Source organism: Streptomyces sp. NPDC050625 (assembly GCF_040654755.1).
In the GTDB taxonomy this organism is placed as follows: domain Bacteria; phylum Actinomycetota; class Actinomycetes; order Streptomycetales; family Streptomycetaceae; genus Streptomyces.
Genome location: NZ_JBFAIQ010000007.1, coordinates 23,866 through 43,591 on the forward strand (window position 1 = coordinate 23,866; position 19,726 = coordinate 43,591).

At 69.4% G+C, this 19,726-nt stretch carries 17 protein-coding genes and 1 riboswitch; of the genes, 14 read left to right on the top strand and 3 right to left on the bottom strand.

The features are described 5' to 3' along the window. Nucleotides 1–229 precede the first annotated feature (229 nt). From coxB to AB0I54_RS18125, 4 genes are all read left to right on the top strand, one after another. Nucleotides 230–1,189 (top strand): cytochrome c oxidase subunit II, encoded by a 960-nt coding sequence (coxB, locus tag AB0I54_RS18110; protein WP_363296980.1) that lies wholly within the window; start codon nucleotides 230–232, stop codon nucleotides 1,187–1,189. Continuing rightward, nucleotides 1,186–2,922 (top strand): cytochrome c oxidase subunit I, encoded by a 1,737-nt coding sequence (gene ctaD / locus AB0I54_RS18115; protein ID WP_363296981.1) that lies wholly within the window; start codon nucleotides 1,186–1,188, stop codon nucleotides 2,920–2,922. Before coxB ends, ctaD begins: the two co-directional genes overlap by 4 nt. Beyond that, a complete protein-coding gene (locus AB0I54_RS18120) occupies nucleotides 2,919–3,317 on the top strand; it encodes a cytochrome c oxidase subunit 4 (RefSeq protein ID WP_363296982.1) in 399 nt (132 codons plus the stop codon). Before ctaD ends, AB0I54_RS18120 begins: the two co-directional genes overlap by 4 nt. 145 nt (nucleotides 3,318–3,462) lie before the next feature. Beyond that, the gene (locus tag AB0I54_RS18125; RefSeq protein ID WP_363296983.1) at nucleotides 3,463–4,728 is read left to right on the top strand and encodes an Ig-like domain-containing protein; all 1,266 of its coding nucleotides are present in this window, start codon (nucleotides 3,463–3,465) and stop codon (nucleotides 4,726–4,728) included. Between the two features lie 25 nt (nucleotides 4,729–4,753). On the opposite strand, the gene AB0I54_RS18130 is transcribed toward AB0I54_RS18125, so the two are convergent. Next, the gene (locus AB0I54_RS18130) at nucleotides 4,754–5,155 is read right to left on the bottom strand and encodes a hypothetical protein (protein WP_363296984.1); all 402 of its coding nucleotides are present in this window, start codon (nucleotides 5,153–5,155) and stop codon (nucleotides 4,754–4,756) included. A 190-nt stretch (nucleotides 5,156–5,345) separates the two neighbouring features. Here AB0I54_RS18130 and AB0I54_RS18135 point away from each other — a divergent pair, with 190 nt between their 5' ends. The 7 genes from AB0I54_RS18135 (at nucleotide 5,346) to AB0I54_RS18165 (ending at nucleotide 15,437) form a co-directional block, all read left to right on the top strand. Then, nucleotides 5,346–5,966: a heme-copper oxidase subunit III gene (locus AB0I54_RS18135; protein ID WP_316753902.1), complete on the top strand. Its 621-nt coding sequence runs from the start codon at nucleotides 5,346–5,348 to the stop codon at nucleotides 5,964–5,966. Between the two features lie 81 nt (nucleotides 5,967–6,047). Then, a complete protein-coding gene (locus AB0I54_RS18140) occupies nucleotides 6,048–6,860 on the top strand; it encodes a c-type cytochrome (RefSeq protein ID WP_363296985.1) in 813 nt (270 codons plus the stop codon). After that, nucleotides 6,857–7,915, top strand: coding sequence for a Rieske 2Fe-2S domain-containing protein (locus tag AB0I54_RS18145; RefSeq protein WP_363296986.1), 1,059 nt, complete (start codon nucleotides 6,857–6,859; stop codon nucleotides 7,913–7,915). Before AB0I54_RS18140 ends, AB0I54_RS18145 begins: the two co-directional genes overlap by 4 nt. Beyond that, on the top strand, nucleotides 7,912–9,543 hold the full coding sequence (locus tag AB0I54_RS18150; RefSeq protein WP_363296988.1) for a cytochrome bc complex cytochrome b subunit: 1,632 nt from the start codon (nucleotides 7,912–7,914) through the stop codon (nucleotides 9,541–9,543). Before AB0I54_RS18145 ends, AB0I54_RS18150 begins: the two co-directional genes overlap by 4 nt. Before the next feature lie 137 nt (nucleotides 9,544–9,680). Next, nucleotides 9,681–10,745: an anthranilate phosphoribosyltransferase gene (gene trpD / locus AB0I54_RS18155; RefSeq protein WP_363296989.1), complete on the top strand. Its 1,065-nt coding sequence runs from the start codon at nucleotides 9,681–9,683 to the stop codon at nucleotides 10,743–10,745. 74 nt (nucleotides 10,746–10,819) lie between these two features. Then, nucleotides 10,820–10,936: riboswitch (SAM riboswitch) on the top strand. Nucleotides 10,937–11,098: 162 nt separating this feature from the next. Next, the gene (locus AB0I54_RS18160; RefSeq protein ID WP_363296990.1) at nucleotides 11,099–12,472 is read left to right on the top strand and encodes an aminotransferase class V-fold PLP-dependent enzyme; all 1,374 of its coding nucleotides are present in this window, start codon (nucleotides 11,099–11,101) and stop codon (nucleotides 12,470–12,472) included. Nucleotides 12,473–12,536: 64 nt separating this feature from the next. Beyond that, nucleotides 12,537–15,437 (top strand): serine/threonine-protein kinase, encoded by a 2,901-nt coding sequence (locus AB0I54_RS18165; protein WP_363296991.1) that lies wholly within the window; start codon nucleotides 12,537–12,539, stop codon nucleotides 15,435–15,437. A gap of 39 nt (nucleotides 15,438–15,476) precedes the next feature. On the opposite strand, the gene AB0I54_RS18170 is transcribed toward AB0I54_RS18165, so the two are convergent. Further along, complete coding sequence (locus AB0I54_RS18170) at nucleotides 15,477–15,758, bottom strand: Lrp/AsnC ligand binding domain-containing protein (protein ID WP_363296992.1); 282 nt, start codon at nucleotides 15,756–15,758, stop codon at nucleotides 15,477–15,479. Beyond that, nucleotides 15,755–16,498 (bottom strand): rhomboid family intramembrane serine protease, encoded by a 744-nt coding sequence (locus AB0I54_RS18175; protein WP_363296993.1) that lies wholly within the window; start codon nucleotides 16,496–16,498, stop codon nucleotides 15,755–15,757. The genes AB0I54_RS18170 and AB0I54_RS18175 overlap by 4 nt, the downstream gene beginning before the upstream one ends. A 155-nt stretch (nucleotides 16,499–16,653) precedes the next feature. On the opposite strand from AB0I54_RS18175, the gene AB0I54_RS18180 reads away from it, so the two are divergent. The 3 genes from AB0I54_RS18180 (at nucleotide 16,654) to AB0I54_RS18190 (ending at nucleotide 19,517) form a co-directional block, all read left to right on the top strand. Further along, a complete protein-coding gene (locus AB0I54_RS18180; protein ID WP_263207863.1) occupies nucleotides 16,654–16,893 on the top strand; it encodes a hypothetical protein in 240 nt (79 codons plus the stop codon). A 37-nt stretch (nucleotides 16,894–16,930) separates the two neighbouring features. Further along, complete coding sequence (locus tag AB0I54_RS18185; RefSeq protein ID WP_363296994.1) at nucleotides 16,931–18,274, top strand: NYN domain-containing protein; 1,344 nt, start codon at nucleotides 16,931–16,933, stop codon at nucleotides 18,272–18,274. Between the two features lie 211 nt (nucleotides 18,275–18,485). Next, entirely contained in the window at nucleotides 18,486–19,517 is a 1,032-nt protein-coding gene (locus tag AB0I54_RS18190) for an NlpC/P60 family protein (protein WP_363296995.1), read from the top strand. The last annotated feature ends 209 nt before the right edge of the window (nucleotides 19,518–19,726 follow it).

Here is a 19,726-nt window from a genome sequence, read left to right on the forward strand (position 1 = left end):
GCGACCGGCCGAGAGGCTCCCGCACCCGCCGAACCACACGAACCCCCGAGCTACTAGGCGCTTTCGGGTGACCCGCAGCGCGTATGGCACCCTCCCCTCGAACCCCCGGAGGGCGTCGGCTAGGGTTTGGTCCGCATAAACATCAAACCCCTGCCCGACGCAGGACGGCGACCGACCAGCGAGAAGGCCGCAGCCAAACGCGCGGGCGAGACTCTCGGGAAGGCGCTACGTGAGTCCCAACGGCTCCGACCGCTCGCCGCGGCGCCCGATGCGGCGGAAGCTGCTGCAGGCAATGACCGCGGGCCTGGTCCTGGCGACCGCTACCGGTTGCACATACAAGGACTTCCCCCGCCTTGGTATGCCCACCCCGGTCACGGAAGAGGCTCCGCGGATCCTCTCCCTGTGGCAGGGCTCCTGGGCTGCCGCGCTCGCCGTCGGCGTGCTGGTGTGGGGCCTGATCCTCTGGGCGGCCATGTTCCACAGGCGCAGCCGCACCAAGGTCGAGGTACCTCCGCAGACCCGGTACAACATGCCGATCGAGGCCCTGTACACGGTGGTCCCGATCATCATCATCTCGGTCCTGTTCTACTTCACGGCCCGGGACGAGACGAAGCTCCTGGACCTCTCCAAGAAGCCCGACGTCACGGTCAACGTGGTCGGCTTCCAGTGGAGCTGGGGCTTCAACTACGTCGCGGATGTGCCCGGTTCCACCGGCAACGCCAAGACGTCCCCGGAACTGGTCGCCATTCCGGACCGGTTCAAGAAGGACTTCCCGGCGAACGCCGGCGGTGTCTACGACGTCGGTACGCCCGGCACGAGGAACCCGCAGACCGGCAACCCCGGCCCGACCCTCTGGCTTCCCAAGGGCAAGACGGTCCGTTTCGTCCTCACCTCGCGTGACGTCATCCACTCCTTCTGGGTGGTGCCGTTCCTGATGAAGATGGACGTCATCCCGGGCCACACCAACGCCTTCCAGGTGATTCCCAGCCAGGAGGGCACGTTCCTCGGCAAGTGCGCCGAGCTCTGCGGCGTCGACCACTCCCGGATGCTGTTCAACGTGAAGGTCGTCTCTCCCGAGCGTTACGAGCAGCACCTCAAGGACCTCGCCAAGAAGGGGCAGACCGGTTACATTCCCGCCGGCATCGCGCAGACGCCGCACGAGAAGAACCGGGAGACGAACAACCTGTGAGCATCCTCAACGAACCCCAGGGTGCCGCGGCAGCTGAAGACTCGTACGAGAACGAGCTGCCGGTCAGGCGCAAGCAGCCCGGCAACGTCGTGGTGAAGTGGCTGACGACCACCGACCACAAGACGATCGGAACGCTGTACCTCGTCACGTCGTTCGCGTTCTTCCTGATCGGCGGCGTGATGGCACTGCTCATGCGTGCCGAGCTGGCCCGTCCGGGCCTGCAGTTCATGTCGAACGAGCAGTTCAACCAGGCGTTCACGATGCACGGCACGATCATGCTGCTGATGTTCGCGACGCCGCTGTTCGCCGGCTTCACGAACTGGATCATGCCGCTCCAGATCGGTGCCCCCGACGTCGCCTTCCCGCGTCTGAACATGTTCGCCTACTGGCTCTACCTGTTCGGCTCGACGATCGCGGTCGGTGGCTTCCTCACCCCGGACGGCGCGGCCGACTTCGGCTGGTTCGCCTACTCCCCGCTGTCGGACGCGGTCCGCTCGCCGGGCATCGGCGCCGACATGTGGATCATGGGTCTGGCCTTCTCCGGCTTCGGCACGATCCTCGGCGCGGTCAACTTCATCACCACGATCATCTGCATGCGCGCCCCGGGCATGACCATGTTCCGCATGCCGATCTTCGTGTGGAACGTGCTGCTGACCGCCGTCCTGATCCTGCTCGCCTTCCCGGTCCTCGCGGCCGCGCTGTTCGCCCTGGAGGCGGACCGCAAGTTCGGCGCCCATGTATTTGATTCCGCCAACGGCGGAGCCCTGTTGTGGCAACACCTCTTCTGGTTCTTCGGCCATCCAGAGGTGTACATCATCGCGCTGCCGTTCTTCGGCATCATCTCCGAGGTCATCCCGGTCTTCTCCCGCAAGCCGATGTTCGGCTACATGGGCCTGATCGCCGCGACCATCTCGATCGCCGGTCTGTCCGTGACCGTGTGGGCCCACCACATGTACGTCACCGGCGGTGTGCTGCTGCCGTTCTTCTCCTTCATGACCTTCCTGATCGCGGTACCGACCGGTGTGAAGTTCTTCAACTGGATCGGCACCATGTGGAAGGGCTCGCTGTCCTTCGAGACACCGATGCTCTGGGCGACCGGCTTCCTGATCACCTTCACGTTCGGTGGTCTGACCGGTGTCATCCTGGCCTCGCCGCCGATGGACTTCCACGTCTCGGACTCGTACTTCGTGGTGGCGCACTTCCACTACGTGGTGTTTGGCACCGTGGTGTTCGCGATGTTCTCCGGCTTCCACTTCTGGTGGCCGAAGTTCACCGGCAAGATGCTGGACGAGCGGCTCGGCAAGATCACCTTCTGGACGCTGTTCATCGGCTTCCACGGCACGTTCCTGGTCCAGCACTGGCTGGGCGCCGAGGGCATGCCGCGTCGCTACGCCGACTACCTCGCGGCCGACGGATTCACTGCCCTGAACACGGTCTCGACGATCAGCTCGTTCGTGCTCGGCCTGTCGATCCTGCCGTTCCTCTACAACGTGTGGAAGACGGCCAAGTACGGCAAGAAGGTCGAGGTCGACGACCCGTGGGGCTACGGCCGCTCCCTTGAGTGGGCGACCTCCTGCCCGCCGCCGCGGCACAACTTCATCACCCTGCCGCGGATCCGCAGTGAATCCCCGGCGTTCGACCTGCACCACCCGGAGATCGCCGCCATGGAGCAGCTGGAGCTCGCCGGTCACGGCAGCAGCGCCATCGCGGGCAGCAAGGAGGCCGGCAAGTGAAGATCCAGGGCCGGTTGTTCGTCTGGCTGAGCGTCTTCCTCCTCGTCATGGCGATCGTCTATGGCGTGTGGTCGAAGGAGCCGGCCGGTACCACGGCGCTCTTCCTGGCCTTCGGCCTGAGCATCATGATCGGCTTCTACCTGGGCTTCACCGCCCGGCGGGTCGACGCGGGTGCCCAGGACAACAAGGAGGCCGACGTCGCGGACGACGCGGGCGAGCTGGGCTTCTTCAGCCCGCACAGCTGGCAGCCGCTCGCCCTCGGCATCGGTGGCGCGCTGGCCTTCCTCGGTGTCGCGGTCGGCTGGTGGCTGCTGTACTTCTCGGCGCCGATCATCGTGATCGGCCTGTTCGGCTGGGTCTTCGAGTACTACCACGGTGAGAACCGCACCCAGTAGCACGGCGCCGCGCCAACAGGGGAGCCCGGACACTCCGTCAGGAGGTCCGGGCTCCTTCGTCTGCGGTGCGGGGGCACCCCGCGCGCGTCCCCCGTTCGGCCCCATCCACCGCGCCGCGGCCGGTGAAGCTTCTTAGCGTGAGGCCATGAGAACCTCTCCGCGCACCCGCACCGTCGTCGTCGGCTGCACGCTGCTGGTGACCGCCCTGGGCGCCGGCGCCACCGCGTGTGGTTCGGACGAAAACCCGCTGGCGGCCGAGCCGTACGACGCAGCGGACCAGATCTCCTTCAACAGCCCCACCGGGGCGGGGAAGAAGGTCGACCCGGACAAGCCCCTGGAGGTCACCGCGGAGGACGGTGAGGGACGCATCACGGACGTCACGGCCACCGACTCGACGGGACGCTACGTGGCGGGCGAACTGGCCGCCGACGGCAGCCGCTGGCACAGCACCTCCCCGCTGGCCGCGGACGCCCACTACACGGTGCGGGTCAGCACCGAGGACGAGGACGGGGCCCCCGGCCGCAAGGTCCTCACCTTCGACACCAGCAAGCCCACCACCAAGAAGACCCTGGACGTCACTTTCGGGCCCAAGGCGGGCCAGTACGGCGTCGGGCAGCCCGTCACGGCCGACCTCAACCAGCCCATCAAGGACAAGGCCCAGCGGGCCGTCGTCGAGCGCGCCCTCAGGGTGGACTCCACGCCCGCCGCGGACGGCACCTGGTACTGGGTGAACGACAAGCAACTGCACTTCCGCCCCAAGGACTACTGGCCCGCCCACGCGACCATCCTGGTGCACAGCAACCTGGAGGGCGTGAAGATCGGCGACCGGCTGTGGGGCGGCAAGGCCAAGCCGCTGACCATCACCACGGGCGACAAGATCGTGGGCGTCACGGACGCCTCGGCGCACTCCATGACGGTCTACAAGAACGACGCGCTGATCAACACGATCCCGGTCACCACCGGAAAGCCCGGCTTCGAGACCCGCAACGGCGTCAAGGTGGTGCTGGAGAAGCAGTACTTCGTACGGATGCGCGGCACCACCGTCGGTATCTCCGAGGACAGCTCCGACTCCTACGACCTGCCCGTGTACTACGCGACCCGCGTCACCTGGTCCGGCGAGTACGTGCACGCGGCACCCTGGTCGGTCGGCTCCCAGGGGTCCGCGAACGTCAGCCACGGCTGCACCGGTATGAACACCAGCAACGCCGAGTGGTTCTTCGGCACGTTCCACCCCGGCGACCTGGTCAAGGTCGTCAACTCCAACGGGCACGAGATGGAGCCGTTCGGCAACGGCTTCGGCGACTGGAACCTCGACTGGGCCAAGTGGCGCTCGGGCAGCGCCCTGACCAACGGCAAGCAGGACGCCCCGAAGCCCCAGGACGCGGACCGCCTCCGGCCGACGGCGGTATGACCGCCGGCCCCCTGCCCGTGGGCCCCTAGGCGCTCTGGAGCCTCTTCTGCCGCAGCAGGGCCGCCAGGGCACCGGCGAACTCCACCGGCTCCACAGGGAGCGTCACAGCCGCGTCGGCGCGGCTCCAGGTGGCCAGCCACGCGTCCTGCGGGCGGCCGATCAGCACGAGCACCGGCGGGCAGTTGAACACCTCGTCCTTGATCTGGCGGCACAGGCCCATGCCCCCCATGGGCACGGCCTCACCGTCCAGCACGCAGACGTCGATGCCACCCTTGTCCAGCTCCGTCACAACGGCGGCGGGAGTCGCGCATTCCACGAACTCCACCACAGGGACGTCCGGAGCCGGCCTGCGTCCGGTGGCGAGCCGCACCTGCTCGCGGGTGTTGGAGTCGTCGCTGTAGACCAGCACCGTGGCGGTCGGCTGCATTGTTCCTCCGGGACGTCAGCGTCGTACGGACAGGATCGATGGGCCGGATGCTACCCCCTCCGACACCGTGTCAACAGCGGCTCGGACAGGACTTCGAAAGACCGCTGGATGGGCCATCCGGGCAGTACACACGGTACGGACACTCCGAACGGCACCCCCCGGAGTGAGGGCGGGATAAGCGACCGACATAATGTCGGTCGTGGCGACAGCAACGACAGTAGATACCGGGCACGCGCACCCGTCGGTCAATCGGCCGAACCTCACCAGCGTCGGAACCATCATCTGGCTGAGTTCCGAGCTGATGTTCTTCGCGGCCCTCTTCGCGATGTACTTCACCCTCCGATCGGTGACCGGTCCAGAGCACTGGAAGCACATGGCCGAGGCCTTGAACTTCCCGTTCTCGGCGACGAACACCACGATCCTGGTGCTCTCCTCCTTCACCTGCCAGATGGGCGTCTTCGCCGCCGAGCGCGGTGACGTGAAGAAGCTCCGTGCCTGGTTCATCGTCACCTTCATCATGGGTGCGATCTTCATCGGCGGTCAGATCTACGAGTACACCGAGCTGGTGAAGAAGGACGGGCTCTCGCTCTCCTCCGACCCGTACGGCTCGGTGTTCTACCTGACCACCGGCTTCCACGGCATGCACGTGACGGGCGGCCTCATCGCCTTCCTGTTCGTCCTCGGCCGCACCTACGCGGCGAAGAGGTTCACCCACGAGCAGGCGACCGCGGCCATCGTCGTGTCCTACTACTGGCACTTCGTCGATGTCGTCTGGATCGGCCTCTTCGCCACGATCTACATGATCAAGTAGCCGGGGCCGTTCCCGCACGCGTTCCTCGAAACGCACATCCCAGAAGCATCGACGCAGAAGATCCTGACACCGGGGTAATCCGTGAAAAAGCTCTCCGCACGACGACGCCATCCGCTGGCGGCGGTCGTCGTCCTACTCCTCGCGCTGGCGGCCACGGGGGGGCTGTACTCCGCGTTCGCGCCCGCGAGCAAGGCGCAGGCCGATGAAACCGCCCAGTCCCTGACCATCGAGCAGGGCAAGAAGCTCTACTCGGTCGGTTGCGCCAGCTGCCACGGCACCGGTGGCCAGGGCTCCTCCGACGGGCCGAGCCTGGTGGGCGTCGGCGCCGCGGCCGTCGACTTCCAGGTCGGCACCGGCCGTATGCCCGCCGCCACCTCCCAGGGCGCCCAGGCTCCGCGCAAGAAGCCCGTCTACACGCAGGCCCAGATCGACATGCTCGCGGCGTACGTCGCCTCGCTGGGCGCGGGTCCGCAGGTGCCGACGGGCGAGCAGTACAGCCCCGAGGGCGCGGACATCGCCAAGGGCGGTGAACTGTTCCGCACCAACTGCGCGCAGTGCCACAACTTCACCGGCAAGGGCGGCGCCCTGACCGATGGCAAGTACGCGCCGCCCCTTGCGGGCGTCGCCCCGAAGCACATCTACGAGGCCATGCTCACCGGCCCGCAGAACATGCCGTCCTTCCCCGACACGACCCTGTCGGAGAAGAACAAGAAGGACGTCATCGCGTACCTGAACGCGGTCGACAGCGACCAGACGGAGAACCCCGGCGGTCTCGAACTGGGCGGCCTCGGGCCGGTCACCGAGGGCCTGTTCGCGTGGATCTTCGGTCTCGGCGCATTGATCGCGGTCGCCGTCTGGGTCGCCGCTCGGACCGCAAAGGCCAAGAAGTCATGAGTAGCCAAGACATTCCAGAAGAGAACCTGCCCGCTGAGCAGGAGACCGCGCACGGCGCGGTGAGCATCGCGGACGAGAAGGACCCGTTCGCGGACCCGGGCCTGCCGCCCCACGAGCACCGGATCCAGGACATCGACGAGCGCGCCGCCAAGCGGTCCGAGCGCGCCGTCGCCCTGCTGTTCACGGTCTCGATGCTCGCCACCGTCGGCTTCATCGCCTCGTACGTGGCGATCCCGCACGACAAGTCGATCTTCGTCTTCCCGATCGGTCACGTCAGCGCGCTGAACTTCGCGCTGGGCCTGACCCTCGGCGCGGCGCTGTTCTGCATCGGCGCGGGCGCGGTCCACTGGGCCCGCACCCTGATGTCCGACGTGGAGATCGCCGACGAGCGTCACGCGATCTCGGCGCCGCCGGAGGTCAAGGCGAAGGTCATCGCCGACTTCAAGCAGGGTGCCAAGGAGTCGGCGATCGGCCGCCGCGGGCTGATCCGCACCACGATGTTCGGTGCGCTCGCCCTGGTGCCGCTCTCCGGCGTCATGCTGCTGCGTGACCTCGGCCCGCTGCCCGGGACGTCGCTGCGGCACACCCTGTGGGCCAAGGGCAAGCTGCTCGTCAACATGAACACCAACGAGCCGCTGCGGCCCGAGGACGTCGCCGTCGGCTCGTTGACCTTCGCCAAGCCCGAGGGCCTGGAGGAGACCGACGAGGAGTTCCAGGAAGAGATCGCCAAGGCGGCCCTGATGATCGTCCGGCTCCAGCCGGACAACATCAAGGACAAGCGCGAGCTCGCGTGGTCGCACGAGGGCATCGTGGCGTACTCGAAGATCTGCACCCACGTCGGTTGCCCGATCTCGCTGTACGAGCAGCAGACGCACCACGTGCTGTGCCCCTGCCACCAGTCCACCTTCGACCTCTCCGACGGTGCCCGGGTGATCTTCGGCCCCGCCGGTCACGCCCTGCCGCAGCTCCGCATCGGCGTGAACGACGAGGGCTACCTCGAGGCGCTCGGCGACTTCGAAGAGCCCGTCGGTCCTGCATTCTGGGAGCGCGGATGAGCACCAACGAGAACAACGAGCGACGCGGCAAGGCGCCCGCCGGCGAGCGCGTCGCCGACTGGGCCGACGGCCGGCTCGGGATCTACTCCCTGGCCAAGACCAACATGCGCAAGATCTTCCCCGACCACTGGTCGTTCATGTTGGGCGAAGTGTGCCTGTACAGCTTCATCATCATCATCCTCACGGGTGTGTATCTGACGCTGTTCTTCCACCCGTCGATGAACGAGGTGGTGTACCACGGCAGCTACGTCCCGCTGCAGGGACAGCTGATGTCCGAGGCGTTCAGCTCGACCCTGCACATCTCCTTCGACGTGCGCGGTGGTCTGCTCATCCGGCAGATCCACCACTGGGCCGCGCTGATCTTCCTGGCCGGCATGTTCGTGCACATGATGCGCGTGTTCTTCACCGGCGCGTTCCGCAAGCCGCGTGAGATCAACTGGCTGTTCGGCTTCCTGCTGTTCGTCCTGGGCATGTTCACCGGCTTCACCGGTTACTCGCTCCCGGACGACCTGCTCTCCGGCACCGGTGTCCGCTTCATGGAGGGCGCGGTCCTGTCCGTGCCGATCGTCGGCACGTACCTGTCGTTCTTCCTCTTCGGCGGTCAGTTCCCCGGCCACGACTTCGTGGCCCGGTTCTACTCGGTCCACATCCTGCTGCTGCCGGGCATCATGCTCGGCCTGGTGGTGGGCCACCTGATCCTGGTCTTCTACCACAAGCACACGCAGTTCGCGGGTCCCGGAAAGTCCGAGAAGAACGTCGTCGGCATGCCGCTGCTGCCGGTGTACATGGCCAAGGCCGGAGGCTTCTTCTTCCTGGTCTTCGGCGTCATCGCGGCCATCGCCGCGGTCGCGCAGATCAACCCGATCTGGGCCATCGGCCCCTACCGTCCGGACCAGGTGTCCACCGGCGCCCAGCCCGACTGGTACATGGGCTTCTCCGAGGGCCTGATCCGCTTCATGCCGGGCTGGGAGGTCAACTTCTGGGGTCACACGCTCGTCCTGGGTGTGTTCATCCCGCTGGTGATCTTCCCGCTGGTCCTGGTCGCGATCGCGGTCTACCCGTTCATCGAGTCCTGGGTCACCGGGGACAAGCGCGAGCACCACATCCTGGACCGCCCGCGCAACGCCCCGACGCGCACCGGGCTCGGTGTCGCCTGGATGACGGTGTACCTGACGCTGCTGGTCGGCGGTGGCAACGACCTGTGGGCCACGCACTTCAACCTGTCGATCAACGCGGTCACCTGGTTCGTCCGGATCTTCGTCTTCGTCGGACCGGTCCTGGCGTTCCTCCTCACCAAGCGGATCTGCCTCGGCCTGCAGCGCCGGGACCGGGAGAAGGTGCTGCACGGTCGCGAGACCGGCATCATCAAGCGCCTGCCGCACGGTGAGTTCATCGAGATCCACGAGCCGCTCAGCCAGGAGCAGCTGCACACCCTCACGGCGCACGAGCAGTACGCGCCGGCCGAGATCGGCCCGACGGTCGACGAGAACGGTGTCGAGCGCAAGGTGCCGGGCTCGCAGAAGCTGCGAGCCAAGCTCAGCGACGCGCTCTACGGCGAGGAGTCCCAGATCCCGAAGGCCACCGTCGAGGAGTACAAGGAGATCACGAGCGGCCACGGCCACCACTGATCGCTGCGCACGCCACGCCACGGCAGGGGCCCCGTCCGGTGTTCGGACGGGGCCCTTCGCCATGCCCGGCGGCTGGATAGGGTGGACCTTGTTGAGATTGGCGTCCCGGAATCCGGGACCTCACCCAGGAGCGGCTTATGAGCGCTGTGACCCCCGCTGGAGGCGACACCGCGGCGGGCCGTTCCTGGCCCGAGGTACTGAACGCCCTGCTGGACGGTCGTGACCAGAGCGCCGACGCGACGGCCTGGGCGATGGACCGGATCATGCGCGGCGAGGCGACCGACGCGCAGATCGCCGGCTTCGTGGTGGCACTGCGGGCCAAGGGCGAGACCGTCGAGGAGATCACGGGCGTCGTCCGGGCGATGTACGAGCACGCCAAGGTGATCGAGGTGTCCGGCCGCACGGTCGACATCGTCGGCACGGGCGGCGACGGCGCGAAGACGGTGAACATCTCCACGATGTCGGCGCTGGTGGTGGCCGGCACCGGCGCCAAGGTCGTCAAGCACGGCAACCGGGCCGCCTCGTCCGCGTCCGGCTCCTCCGACGTCCTGGAGAAGCTCGGCGTGAACCTCGACCTGACGCCCCAGCGCGTCGCCGAGGTCGCGGAGGAGGCGGGCATCACCTTCTGCTTCGCCGTGAAGTTCCACCCTGCGCTGCGCCATGTCGCCGCGGCCCGCGGCCAGTTGGGCATCCGCACGGTCTTCAACGCCCTCGGACCGCTGACCAACCCGGCCAAGGTCAGGTCCCAGGCGGTCGGCGTCGCGGACCCCCGGCTGGCGCCGATGATCGCGGGCGTCCTGGCCGAGCGCGGCAACTCCTCCCTGGTGTTCCGCGGCGACGACGGGCTCGACGAGCTGACCACGACGTCCACCTCCCGCGTCTGGGTCGTCCGGGACGGCAAGGTCACCGAGGAGAGCTTCGACCCGCGGGACGTCGGCCTCGAACTGGTGCCGGTGGAGGCGCTGCGGGGCGGGGACCCGTCGTACAACGCGGAGGTCGCCCGGCGGCTGCTGGACGGCGAGAAGGGGCCCGTACGGGACGCGGTGCTGCTGAACTCGGCGGCCGCCCTGGTGGCCCTCGACCCGGGCCCCGGCACCCTCGCCGAGCAGCTCGGCGCCCAGATGGCCAAGGCCGCGGAGTCGATCGACTCGGGCTCGGCCAAGCGGGTGCTGGAGCGGTGGGTGGCCGCGAGCAACGCCTGACATGAGCGGTCGGCGGTCCCGCGATCCGGACACGGGTTGCGGGACCGCGATCACTTCACGTACTTTCCTGTCCAGGTCATGAGTGACAGTCATGAGGCCCCGGCCGACTGTCCGGCAACCCTCCGTCCGTGGCGGGGTGCCCCGGGTGAGGACCAGGTCGTAGGCAGCGAGGTCTACGGCAAGCGCGGACCCCTCGTACACCAGGGGTCCTGGTCGTCGAGGGAGCCTTCTGTGAGCAAGCGAATGCGATAGGGCGTAGAGCCCCGCCTCCGCGTACCCCTTTTCACCTTCCCCGCGCTTGAGCCGTGCGTGCTCGCGTGGTGGTTCCGCCTTGCTTCTCACGGGAGTTCACCATGTCCGTCTCCACCGCTGCCGCCGTCCGGACCGTTTGCTGTGACATTCCGGGGCCGCTGCCCGTCCTGGGCGAGGACGTCACCGTCCCGCTCGTCACGGGCGGCGAAGTCACCTACGCCGCGCTCGACTACGCGGCCAGCGCCCCCGCCCTCCAGCGCGTCTGGGACGACGTGGCGGCCTACGCCCCCTACTACGGCAGCGTCCACCGCGGCGCCGGCTACCTCTCCCAGCTCTCCACCGACCTCTTCGAGAACGCCCGCGCGACCGTCGCCGAGTTCCTCGACTGCCGCGACGCCGACCAGGTGATCTTCACCCGGTCCACCACCGACTCCCTCAACCTGCTCGCCGCCGCGCTGCCCGCCGACTGCCACGTCTTCGTCTTCGAGACCGAGCACCACGCCTCGCTGCTGCCCTGGAAGGACGCCCGGGTCAGCTACCTCGACGCCCCGCGCAGCCCGCGCGAGGCGGTCGCGACCCTGGAGCGGGCCCTCGCCGACCGTGACCCTCACGGCCCGGCCCTCGTCTGCGTCACGGGCGCCTCCAACGTCACCGGCGAGCTGTGGCCGGTCCGCGAACTGGCCGCCGCCGCCCACGCGCACGGTGCCCGGATCGTCCTGGACGCCGCCCAGCTGGCCCCCCACCACCCGGTGTCGGTCCAGGACCTGGACGTCGACTGGGTCGCCTTCTCCGGTCACAAGCTGTACGCCCCCTTCGGCTCCGGAGTGCTGGCCGGCCGCGCCGACTGGCTGCGCGCGGCCGAGCCGTACCTGGCGGGCGGCGGCGCCAGCCGCGGGGTCAGCCGCCGTGCGGACGGGGGAGTGGCCGTGGAGTGGCACGAGACCGCGGCCCGCCACGAGGCCGGCTCCCCGAACGTCATCGGCGTCTACTCCATCGCCTCCGCCTGCAAGGCCCTGACCGAGGCCGGATTCGACACCCTGGTGGCCCGTGAGGAGCACCTGATCCGCAAGGTCAGGGACGGCCTGGCCGAGGTCCCGCAGGTCCGCGTCCTCTCCCTCTTCGGCGACGACGCCCCGCGCGTCGGCGTGATCTCCTTCGTCGTCGAGGGCTGGAACAGCTCGCACTTCGCCGCCGCGCTCTCCGCCGAGTACGGCATCGGGGTCCGCGACGGCCTGTTCTGCGCGCACCCGCTCGTCCGCACCCTGCTGGGCAGCGACCCGCAGACCCAGGGCGAGTGCGGCGCTCCGGAGGCCGCGCCCGGCGAGAAGTCCCTCAACGCCGTCCGCGTCAGCTTCGGCGCGGGCACGCCGGACGAGCACGTCGACCGGTTCGTGAACGCCGTGAAGGAACTGGTCCGGGACGGCGCCAAGTGGCAGTACCGCACCGAGGACGGGCGCTGCGTCCCGGCCGTCTGATCGCCGTACGTCACCGCGGTATACGCTCCCCCTGTCAGCCGGACTCTTGACGGGGGAGCACGGGGTGGACGCGCTGCGCGCGGCGGATCCGCGGCGGATCGGGCCGTACGAGGTCCTGGGCAGGCTCGGCGCGGGCGGGATGGGCGAGGTGTATCTCGCCGAGTCGCGCACCGGACTCCGGCTCGCGGTGAAGGTGGTGCGCGCCGAGCACGCCGAGGACCGCACCTTCCGGGCCCGGTTCCGTCATGAGGTACGGGCCGCGCAGACCGTCGGCGGGGCGGGCACGTACACCGCGCGGGTGGTGGACGCCGACACCGGGGCGGAACGGCCCTGGATGGCAACGGAGTTCGTGGAGGGACCGAACCTGCGGGACGCGGTGCTGGACGGGGGCGCGCTGCCCCGGTCGGCGGTACGGGTCCTGGCGGGGGCCCTCGGGGAGGCGCTCGCCGCCATCCATGCCAAGGGGATGGTCCACCGCGACCTGAAGCCCTCCAACATCCTGCTGGGCGCGGACGGCCCCCGGGTCATCGACTTCGGGATCGTACGGGCCCTGGAGGCCACGGCGCTGACCCGCACCGGCGCGGTGGTGGGCTCGGTCGGCTACGTCTCGCCCGAGCAGATCCGCAACGGCGGCCAGGTGGGACCGCCGAGCGACGTTTTCTCCCTGGGCGCGGTCCTGGCCTACGCGGCGGCCGGACGCGAGCCGTTCGGCGAGGGCCAGGACTCGGTGATCCTGCTGCGCATCCTGACCCGCGACTTCGACCTGTCCGGGGTGCCGGACGACCTGCGCCCGCTGGTGGCGGCCTGCCTGCGAGAGGACCCACTGGAGCGCCCGACCCCCGCGGACCTCCTGACGTCCACCGGCCACACCCCGGCCTCACTGCGCACGGACATCCGCCCGGGCTGGTACGCGGCCACCCCCGACCCCACACCGCCCCACACCACCCCCCACTGGATCCCGGCGCCCCACGCGACCGGCGTGGAGTACGCGGCCCCACACACCCCCACACCACCGACAGCGACGTCGGCACCGGGAGCTGCCGTGTCCGGCGCGGATGTCGCCGCGTCTGCGTCGCACGCTGCTGTGTCCGGTGCGGATGCTGCCGCGTCCTTGATCGACGTCGGTGCGCCGGGGGTCGACATGGTCGCGCCCGGGCCTGACGGCAAGGTTTCCGCGTCCGGCGTTGCCACGCCTGCGACCGATGTCGACGCGTCTGCGTCGCACTCTGCCGTGCCCGGCACGGATGTCGCCGCGTCTGCGTCGCACTCTGCCGTGTCCGGCGCGGATGCTGCCGCGTCCTTGATCGACGCCGGTGCGCCGGGGGCCGACATGGTCGCGCCCGGGCCTGACGGCAAGGTTTCTGCATCCGGAGTTGCCACGCCTGCGACCGATGTCGACGCGTCTGCGTCGCACGCTGCCGCGTCCTTGATCGACGCCGCCGTGCCAGGGGCTGACAGCACCGCGTCCGTGACTGATGCCGACCAGACTGCGACCGGAAGTGCCCTGCCTGTCGCCGACATCGCCGTGTCCGGAACCGACGGCGCCGCACCGGTTGCGGATGCCTACGCGGCTGTGGCCGAATCGGACGCGTCTGTGATCGACGCCGCCGCGCCCGGTGCCGATTCCAGCGCGTTCGTGATCGGTGCCGGCACGGGTGCGTCAGCCGTTGGCGCGTCCGAGGCCGAAGCCGAGGCAGGCGCATCCGGGACCGGTGTCCCCGCGTCCGTGAGCGCTGCCGTTGCTCCACCTGTGGCCGAAGCCTCCGTGCCCGATGCGTACGCGAGCACCGTCACCCCGGCGGGCGTGGTGGCTCCCGGGCGGCGGCGGTTGTTGCAGGTCTTGGCCGGTGGGGCCGTCGTTGCCGCGGGGGCCGGGGTCGGAGGGTGGCTCTGGCAGCGGGGGACGGGGAGCGAGGGCGAGAGGGGAGGCACGTCCGTGGGGGCGTCCCGCACGGGCGGGGACCGTACCGGCGGGCCCGCCATGCTGCGGTGGCAGTACGACGTCGGTGGCCTCGGCGGGCTGGACGGCCCCTGCGTCGCCCTCTCCCCGGACGGCTCCGCCGTCTACCTGGGCAGCTCCAGCGGCACCCTGCACGCCGTCTCGCGCACGGGAAGCCGCCGCTGGAAGATCAAGCTCGGTGACGAGGTCTCGACCCCCGTGGTCACCGCGGCCGGCGTCTTCTGCGTGACCTGGGACCACGACCGCAACCTGCGCCGCCTGCGCGCCGTGGCCCTCGACGGCACCCCGAAGTGGCAGCAGACCCTCGGCGACCACGGTTACGGCATCCCGGTCCTGCTCGGCGACCACGTCCTCGTCGTCATGGGCGGCACCGACGCCGGCGGCCTGCGCTGCGTCGCCGCCGACGGCAGCGAGCGCTGGCTCGTGACGACCCCCGCCGGCCCCACCGGCATCCCGCTGGTCGCGGGCGGCGTGGTCTACACCGGCAGCTACGGAGACCGGCTGCTGGCGCTGGACGCCACGGACGGCTCCCGGAAGTGGTCCGTGCCGGGCGGAACCGACGTGAGGGTGTCGGCGCTGGCCGGCACGACGCTGCTCGCCGACTCCGGCCCCGGCCTGCAGGGCTTCCGGAGCACGGACGGCAGGCGGCTGTGGCGCAATCCGGACAGCAGTCCGACGGCCCCGGTCCCCGGCAACCGGTCCCTCGCCGTCGCCACCGAGAACGGCGGCGTCTACGCGCTGCGCGCCGCCGACGGCACCAAGGCGTGGACGCGCCAGGTCGGCGACGGCACCTCCTCGCTTCCCGGCGCGGTGGTGTCCGGCGACACCGTGTACGCCCGCGTCGACGACCGCGTCCAGACCCTGGCCCTGGTCGACGGCGGGCCACGCTGGAGCGCGGACATCGGCCGGAGCCAGGGCGACGACCAGCACACCCCGGTCGTCCGCGCCGGCCGCCTCTACGTACCCTCGGGCACCGGGATCGCGGCGGTCGACGTGACCGTCTAGCCGTCCTGACCGAGCGGGTAGGTCGTCCCGACCGAGCGGCTAGTTGTCCAGCCCGATCGAGAACGCCGCCTCGAGGTCGTGCTGCGAGTACGTGCGGAAGGCCACGTGCGTGTCCGTTCCCTCCACCCCGGGGATCTTGCTGATCCGGCCCGGGATGACCTCCGCCAGCTCCTCGTGCTCCTTGACCCGCACCATCGCGATCAGGTCGTACGTACCGGTGACGGAGAAGACCTCGCTCACCGAGTCCAGCGAAGCGATCTGCTCCGCGATCTCGGGGATCCGGTCCACGCTGGTCTTGATGAGGACGATCGCGGTGATCACGGCTGTTTCTCTCCCTCGGGGGCCGGAGCTGGGGCGTCCCTCACTTTAGTAGGCCGCCCGAACCGCACCCACGCGAAGACGAAGCCCAGCGAGAAGCCCACCAGATGGGCCAGATAGGCCACCCCCGGACCCTGGGAGGCGCGGCCCGCCGCCAGCCACTGGATGGCCGCCCAGAAGGGCAGGACCACCCAGGCCGGGAAGCGCAGTGGGAGGAAGAACAGGAAGGGGAGGAGACTGGTGACACGGGCATCGGGGAACAGGTACAGGAACGCTCCGAGTACCGCCGAGATCGCCCCGGACGCGCCCACCAGCGACTGCTGGGACGAGGCGTTGGCGGCCGCGTAGCCGATCAGCGCGAGATAGCCGCAGCCGACGTAGAACAGGGTGAACTGCACGCGGCCCATCCGCTCCTCGGTCATCGCCCCGAAGACGTAGAGGAAGAGCATGTTGCCGAGCAGATGCACCCAGCTGCCGTGCACGAAGAGGGCCGTGGCGGGGGTGAGGGCCTCCTGCGCCGGCTGCTCGAACAGCTTCGCGGGGATGACGCCCCAGTGCCGGAAGTACGCCCGCTGCACGGCGAGCAGCGCGTCCCCCGTGCCGTACGCCGGATTGAGCCCCGACGCCGGACCCATCACGAAGATCAGGCAGCACAGGGCGATGAAGGTGTACGTCATCGGCGCCGGCGTGCCCCGAACCGCCCTGAAGGTCCTCGCGGCCACCGCGCTCCAGTTGCTGATCATGGACACAGAGCATGACGTAAGGGGACGCACTCCCGCAGACCGCCTCGCCGCCATGGACGCACCAGCGACGAGTCCCCACCAGGCCGTAGGGTTACGAGCCACACGCGTCGGGCAGATGGCGCGTCACGGACACTAGAAGGAAGCGAACAGCCACGATGCCGGTTCCCCTGCCTACCGCCACGACGCGGTGGCGCTGCTCCCTCTGCGGCAACCTCACGCGTTTCGACGTGACGCGCGCCTCGAAGGTCGTCGAGTACGTCCATCTCGACCTGGCCGGAGAGCCGAAGGTCGAGGAGCGCGAGGTGGTCAGTGAGACCATCGAGTCGGTCCGCTGCCGCTGGTGCAACGCGGTGGACCAGGTGGAACTGGTGGACAGGCCGGGCGCCGACTCCTGACCGGGAGCGGCCCCGTACGGATATTGGGGTGTGACGGATGGTGGAGACCACAGGCGGGGGGCCGGGCGACGGCACCGCTGAGGTGCTTGACCGTCCGCTGCCCGACGGCGTGCGACGCCGTGTCGTACAGATCGTCTCGGACGGTTTCGGCGGGCTGACCGTCGGCGAACTGCCCGCCCAGTTGCGGCAGTACGCCCGGTTCGCCCCGAACCGCCGGGCGAAGTTCGCCGGGAACGCCATGGCGGCGGCCCTGGAGACCGACGCCCTGTTCCGGCAGCGCATCGGCGAGAAACTGAGAGAGGCCCAGCCGGAACTCGCCGGCGCCCTCGACTCCGGCTCGCCGCCCCCGGCCGCGGACCCGCTCGACGTGGCGGCCGCGGCCTATGTACTGCGTCCCACGGGCTGGGTGAAGCTGGTCACCGCGGCCGGCGAGGAGGCCCAGCGGGCGGACGCCGAGCGCGCGGACGAGGAGAGCCGGGCCGAACTGGAGCGGCTGCGCGAGGAGCTCGACCGGGCCCGGGAGCAGACCCGGGCCGAGACCGAGCGGCTGCGTACCGAGTTGGAGACGGCGAAGAAGGAAGCGGAATCGCTTCACCGCAAGCTCCGGGCGGCCCTGAGCGACGTCAAGCGCGGCGAGGCGGCCCTGCGCAAGGTCCAGAGCGAGATCGAGGCCGTGCGGGCCGAGGGGCAGGCCCAGGTGTCCACCGCCGAGAGCGAGACCCGGCGGCTCAAGGCCCGCCTGGGGGAGGCCGAGGCCGCCCTGGAGGCGACCCGGCGGGCCGCCCGGGAGGGGCGCAGCGTCGAGGACATGCGGGTACGGCTGCTGCTCGACACCGTGCTGGAGGCGGCCCAAGGACTGCGCCGGGAACTGGCGTTGCCGCCCGTCTCGGTCCGTCCGGCCGAGACCGTGGATGCGGTCGAACCGGGACGAATGACCCCGAAGGACATCGCCGCGCGGGCCCTGTCGGACAGTGATCCGGCCATTCTCGACCAGCTTCTCGCCCTGCCACAGGCGCACTTGGTGGTCGACGGCTACAACGTCACCAAGACCGGCTATCCGCAGATGCCGCTGGAGAAGCAGCGCCTGCGGCTGCTCGGCCAGCTCTCGCAGCTCGCCGCGCAGACCGGCGCCGAGGTGACCTGTGTCTTCGACGGCGCCGAACTGGCGGCGCCCGTCCTGCTCGCCCCGCCGCGCGGCGTCCGGGTGCTGTTCTCCAAGCCGGGCGTCACGGCCGACGAGCTCATCCGCCAGCTGGTGCGAGCGGAGCCGCCGGGGCGTCCGGTCATCGTCGCCTCGACCGACCGCGAGGTGGCCGACGGGGTCGCCAGGGCCGGTGCCCGACCCGTCGCGTCTGCGGTGCTTCTGAAGCGACTGTCCTGAACATTCAAGGTGCATATGCAATGCCCGAATTGACCGGACTGTCGCCCAACGTAGCGTCAATCGGAGATCACTGCATGTGAGTTGTGTGCAAAGAATGCACTGCGGGACGGGATTTTTTGGTGTGAGGATTTGAACTGATCACAGCAAGGTCACTAGGGTCAGGGCTCGAACCTCCACACGGGTGATCACTCAAAAGAAGGAGCCCGTCTCCGTGGCGTCCCACCGTCGACCCAAGCAGCCGAGCCGCACGCGCGTGACCGTGCTGACCACCGCAGCCGCCGCTGCCGTCGCCCTGAGCGCGAACGCCGCCAACGCGGCACCGAGCGAGAAGCTCAGCAAGGACGAGGTCAAGGCGAAGGTCGACGCGCTCTACGAGCAGGCGGAGCAGGCCACCGAGAAGTACAACGGGGCCAAGGAGAAGCAGGAGAAGCTCCAGAAGGAGATCTCCACCATCCAGGACAACGTCGCCCGCGGCCAGGAGGAACTCAACAAGCTGCGCGACGGCCTGGGTTCGATGGCGAGCGCCCAGTACCGCTCAGGCGGCATAGACCCGTCCGTCCAGCTCTTCCTCTCCTCGAACCCGGACGACTACCTCGACAAGGCGTCCACGCTCGACCAGTTGAGCAGCCAGCAGGTCGAGGCCCTGAAGAAGATCCAGGACAAACAGCGCGAACTCGCCCAGGAGCGGGCAGAGGCCACCGACAAGCTCAAGGACCTCGCCTCCACCCGCACCGAGCTGGGCAAGAAGAAGAAGGAAGTCCAGGGCAAGCTCGCCGAGGCGCAGCGGCTCCTCAACACGCTGACGGCCAAGGAGAAGGCGGCGCTCGCCGCCGAGCAGAGCCGCGCCAGCCGCTCCTCCACCGAGCGCGTGGACCTCGGCAACGACACCTCCGCCTCCGGCCGGGCCGCCGCCGCGTTCTCCGCCGCCCAGAGCAAGATCGGCTCGCCCTACGTCTACGGCGCCTCCGGTCCCTCCTCCTTCGACTGCTCGGGCCTGACCTCCTGGGCCTACGCCCAGGCCGGCGTCTCCATACCGCGCACCTCCCAGGCCCAGGCGGGCATCGGAGCCCACCTCTCCATGAGCCAGCTCCAGGTCGGCGACCTGGTGTTCTTCTACGGCGACCTGCACCACGTCGGCCTCTACGCCGGCAACGGCCAGGTGCTGCACGCCCCGCACACCGGTGCCGTCGTGCGCTACGAGTCGATCAACAACATGCCGTTCCAGTTCGGCGTCCGCGTCTGACCCCGCGGCTGCCGCCCTGCGGATGCCGCCCGAACGGGCGATTCGCGACAACCCGAACTGACTCCACGACCCGCTGCTGACCTGCGTCGGCGGCGGGTCGTCGCGTCGGGCGACCGGCTGGGAGACTTTGGACGCTGCGTGTCCGCGCGGCTACTGTCTGGCGAGTTTCCGAACAGTCAGCCGTCCGCCAGCGGAAGGAGCGCGGCTTC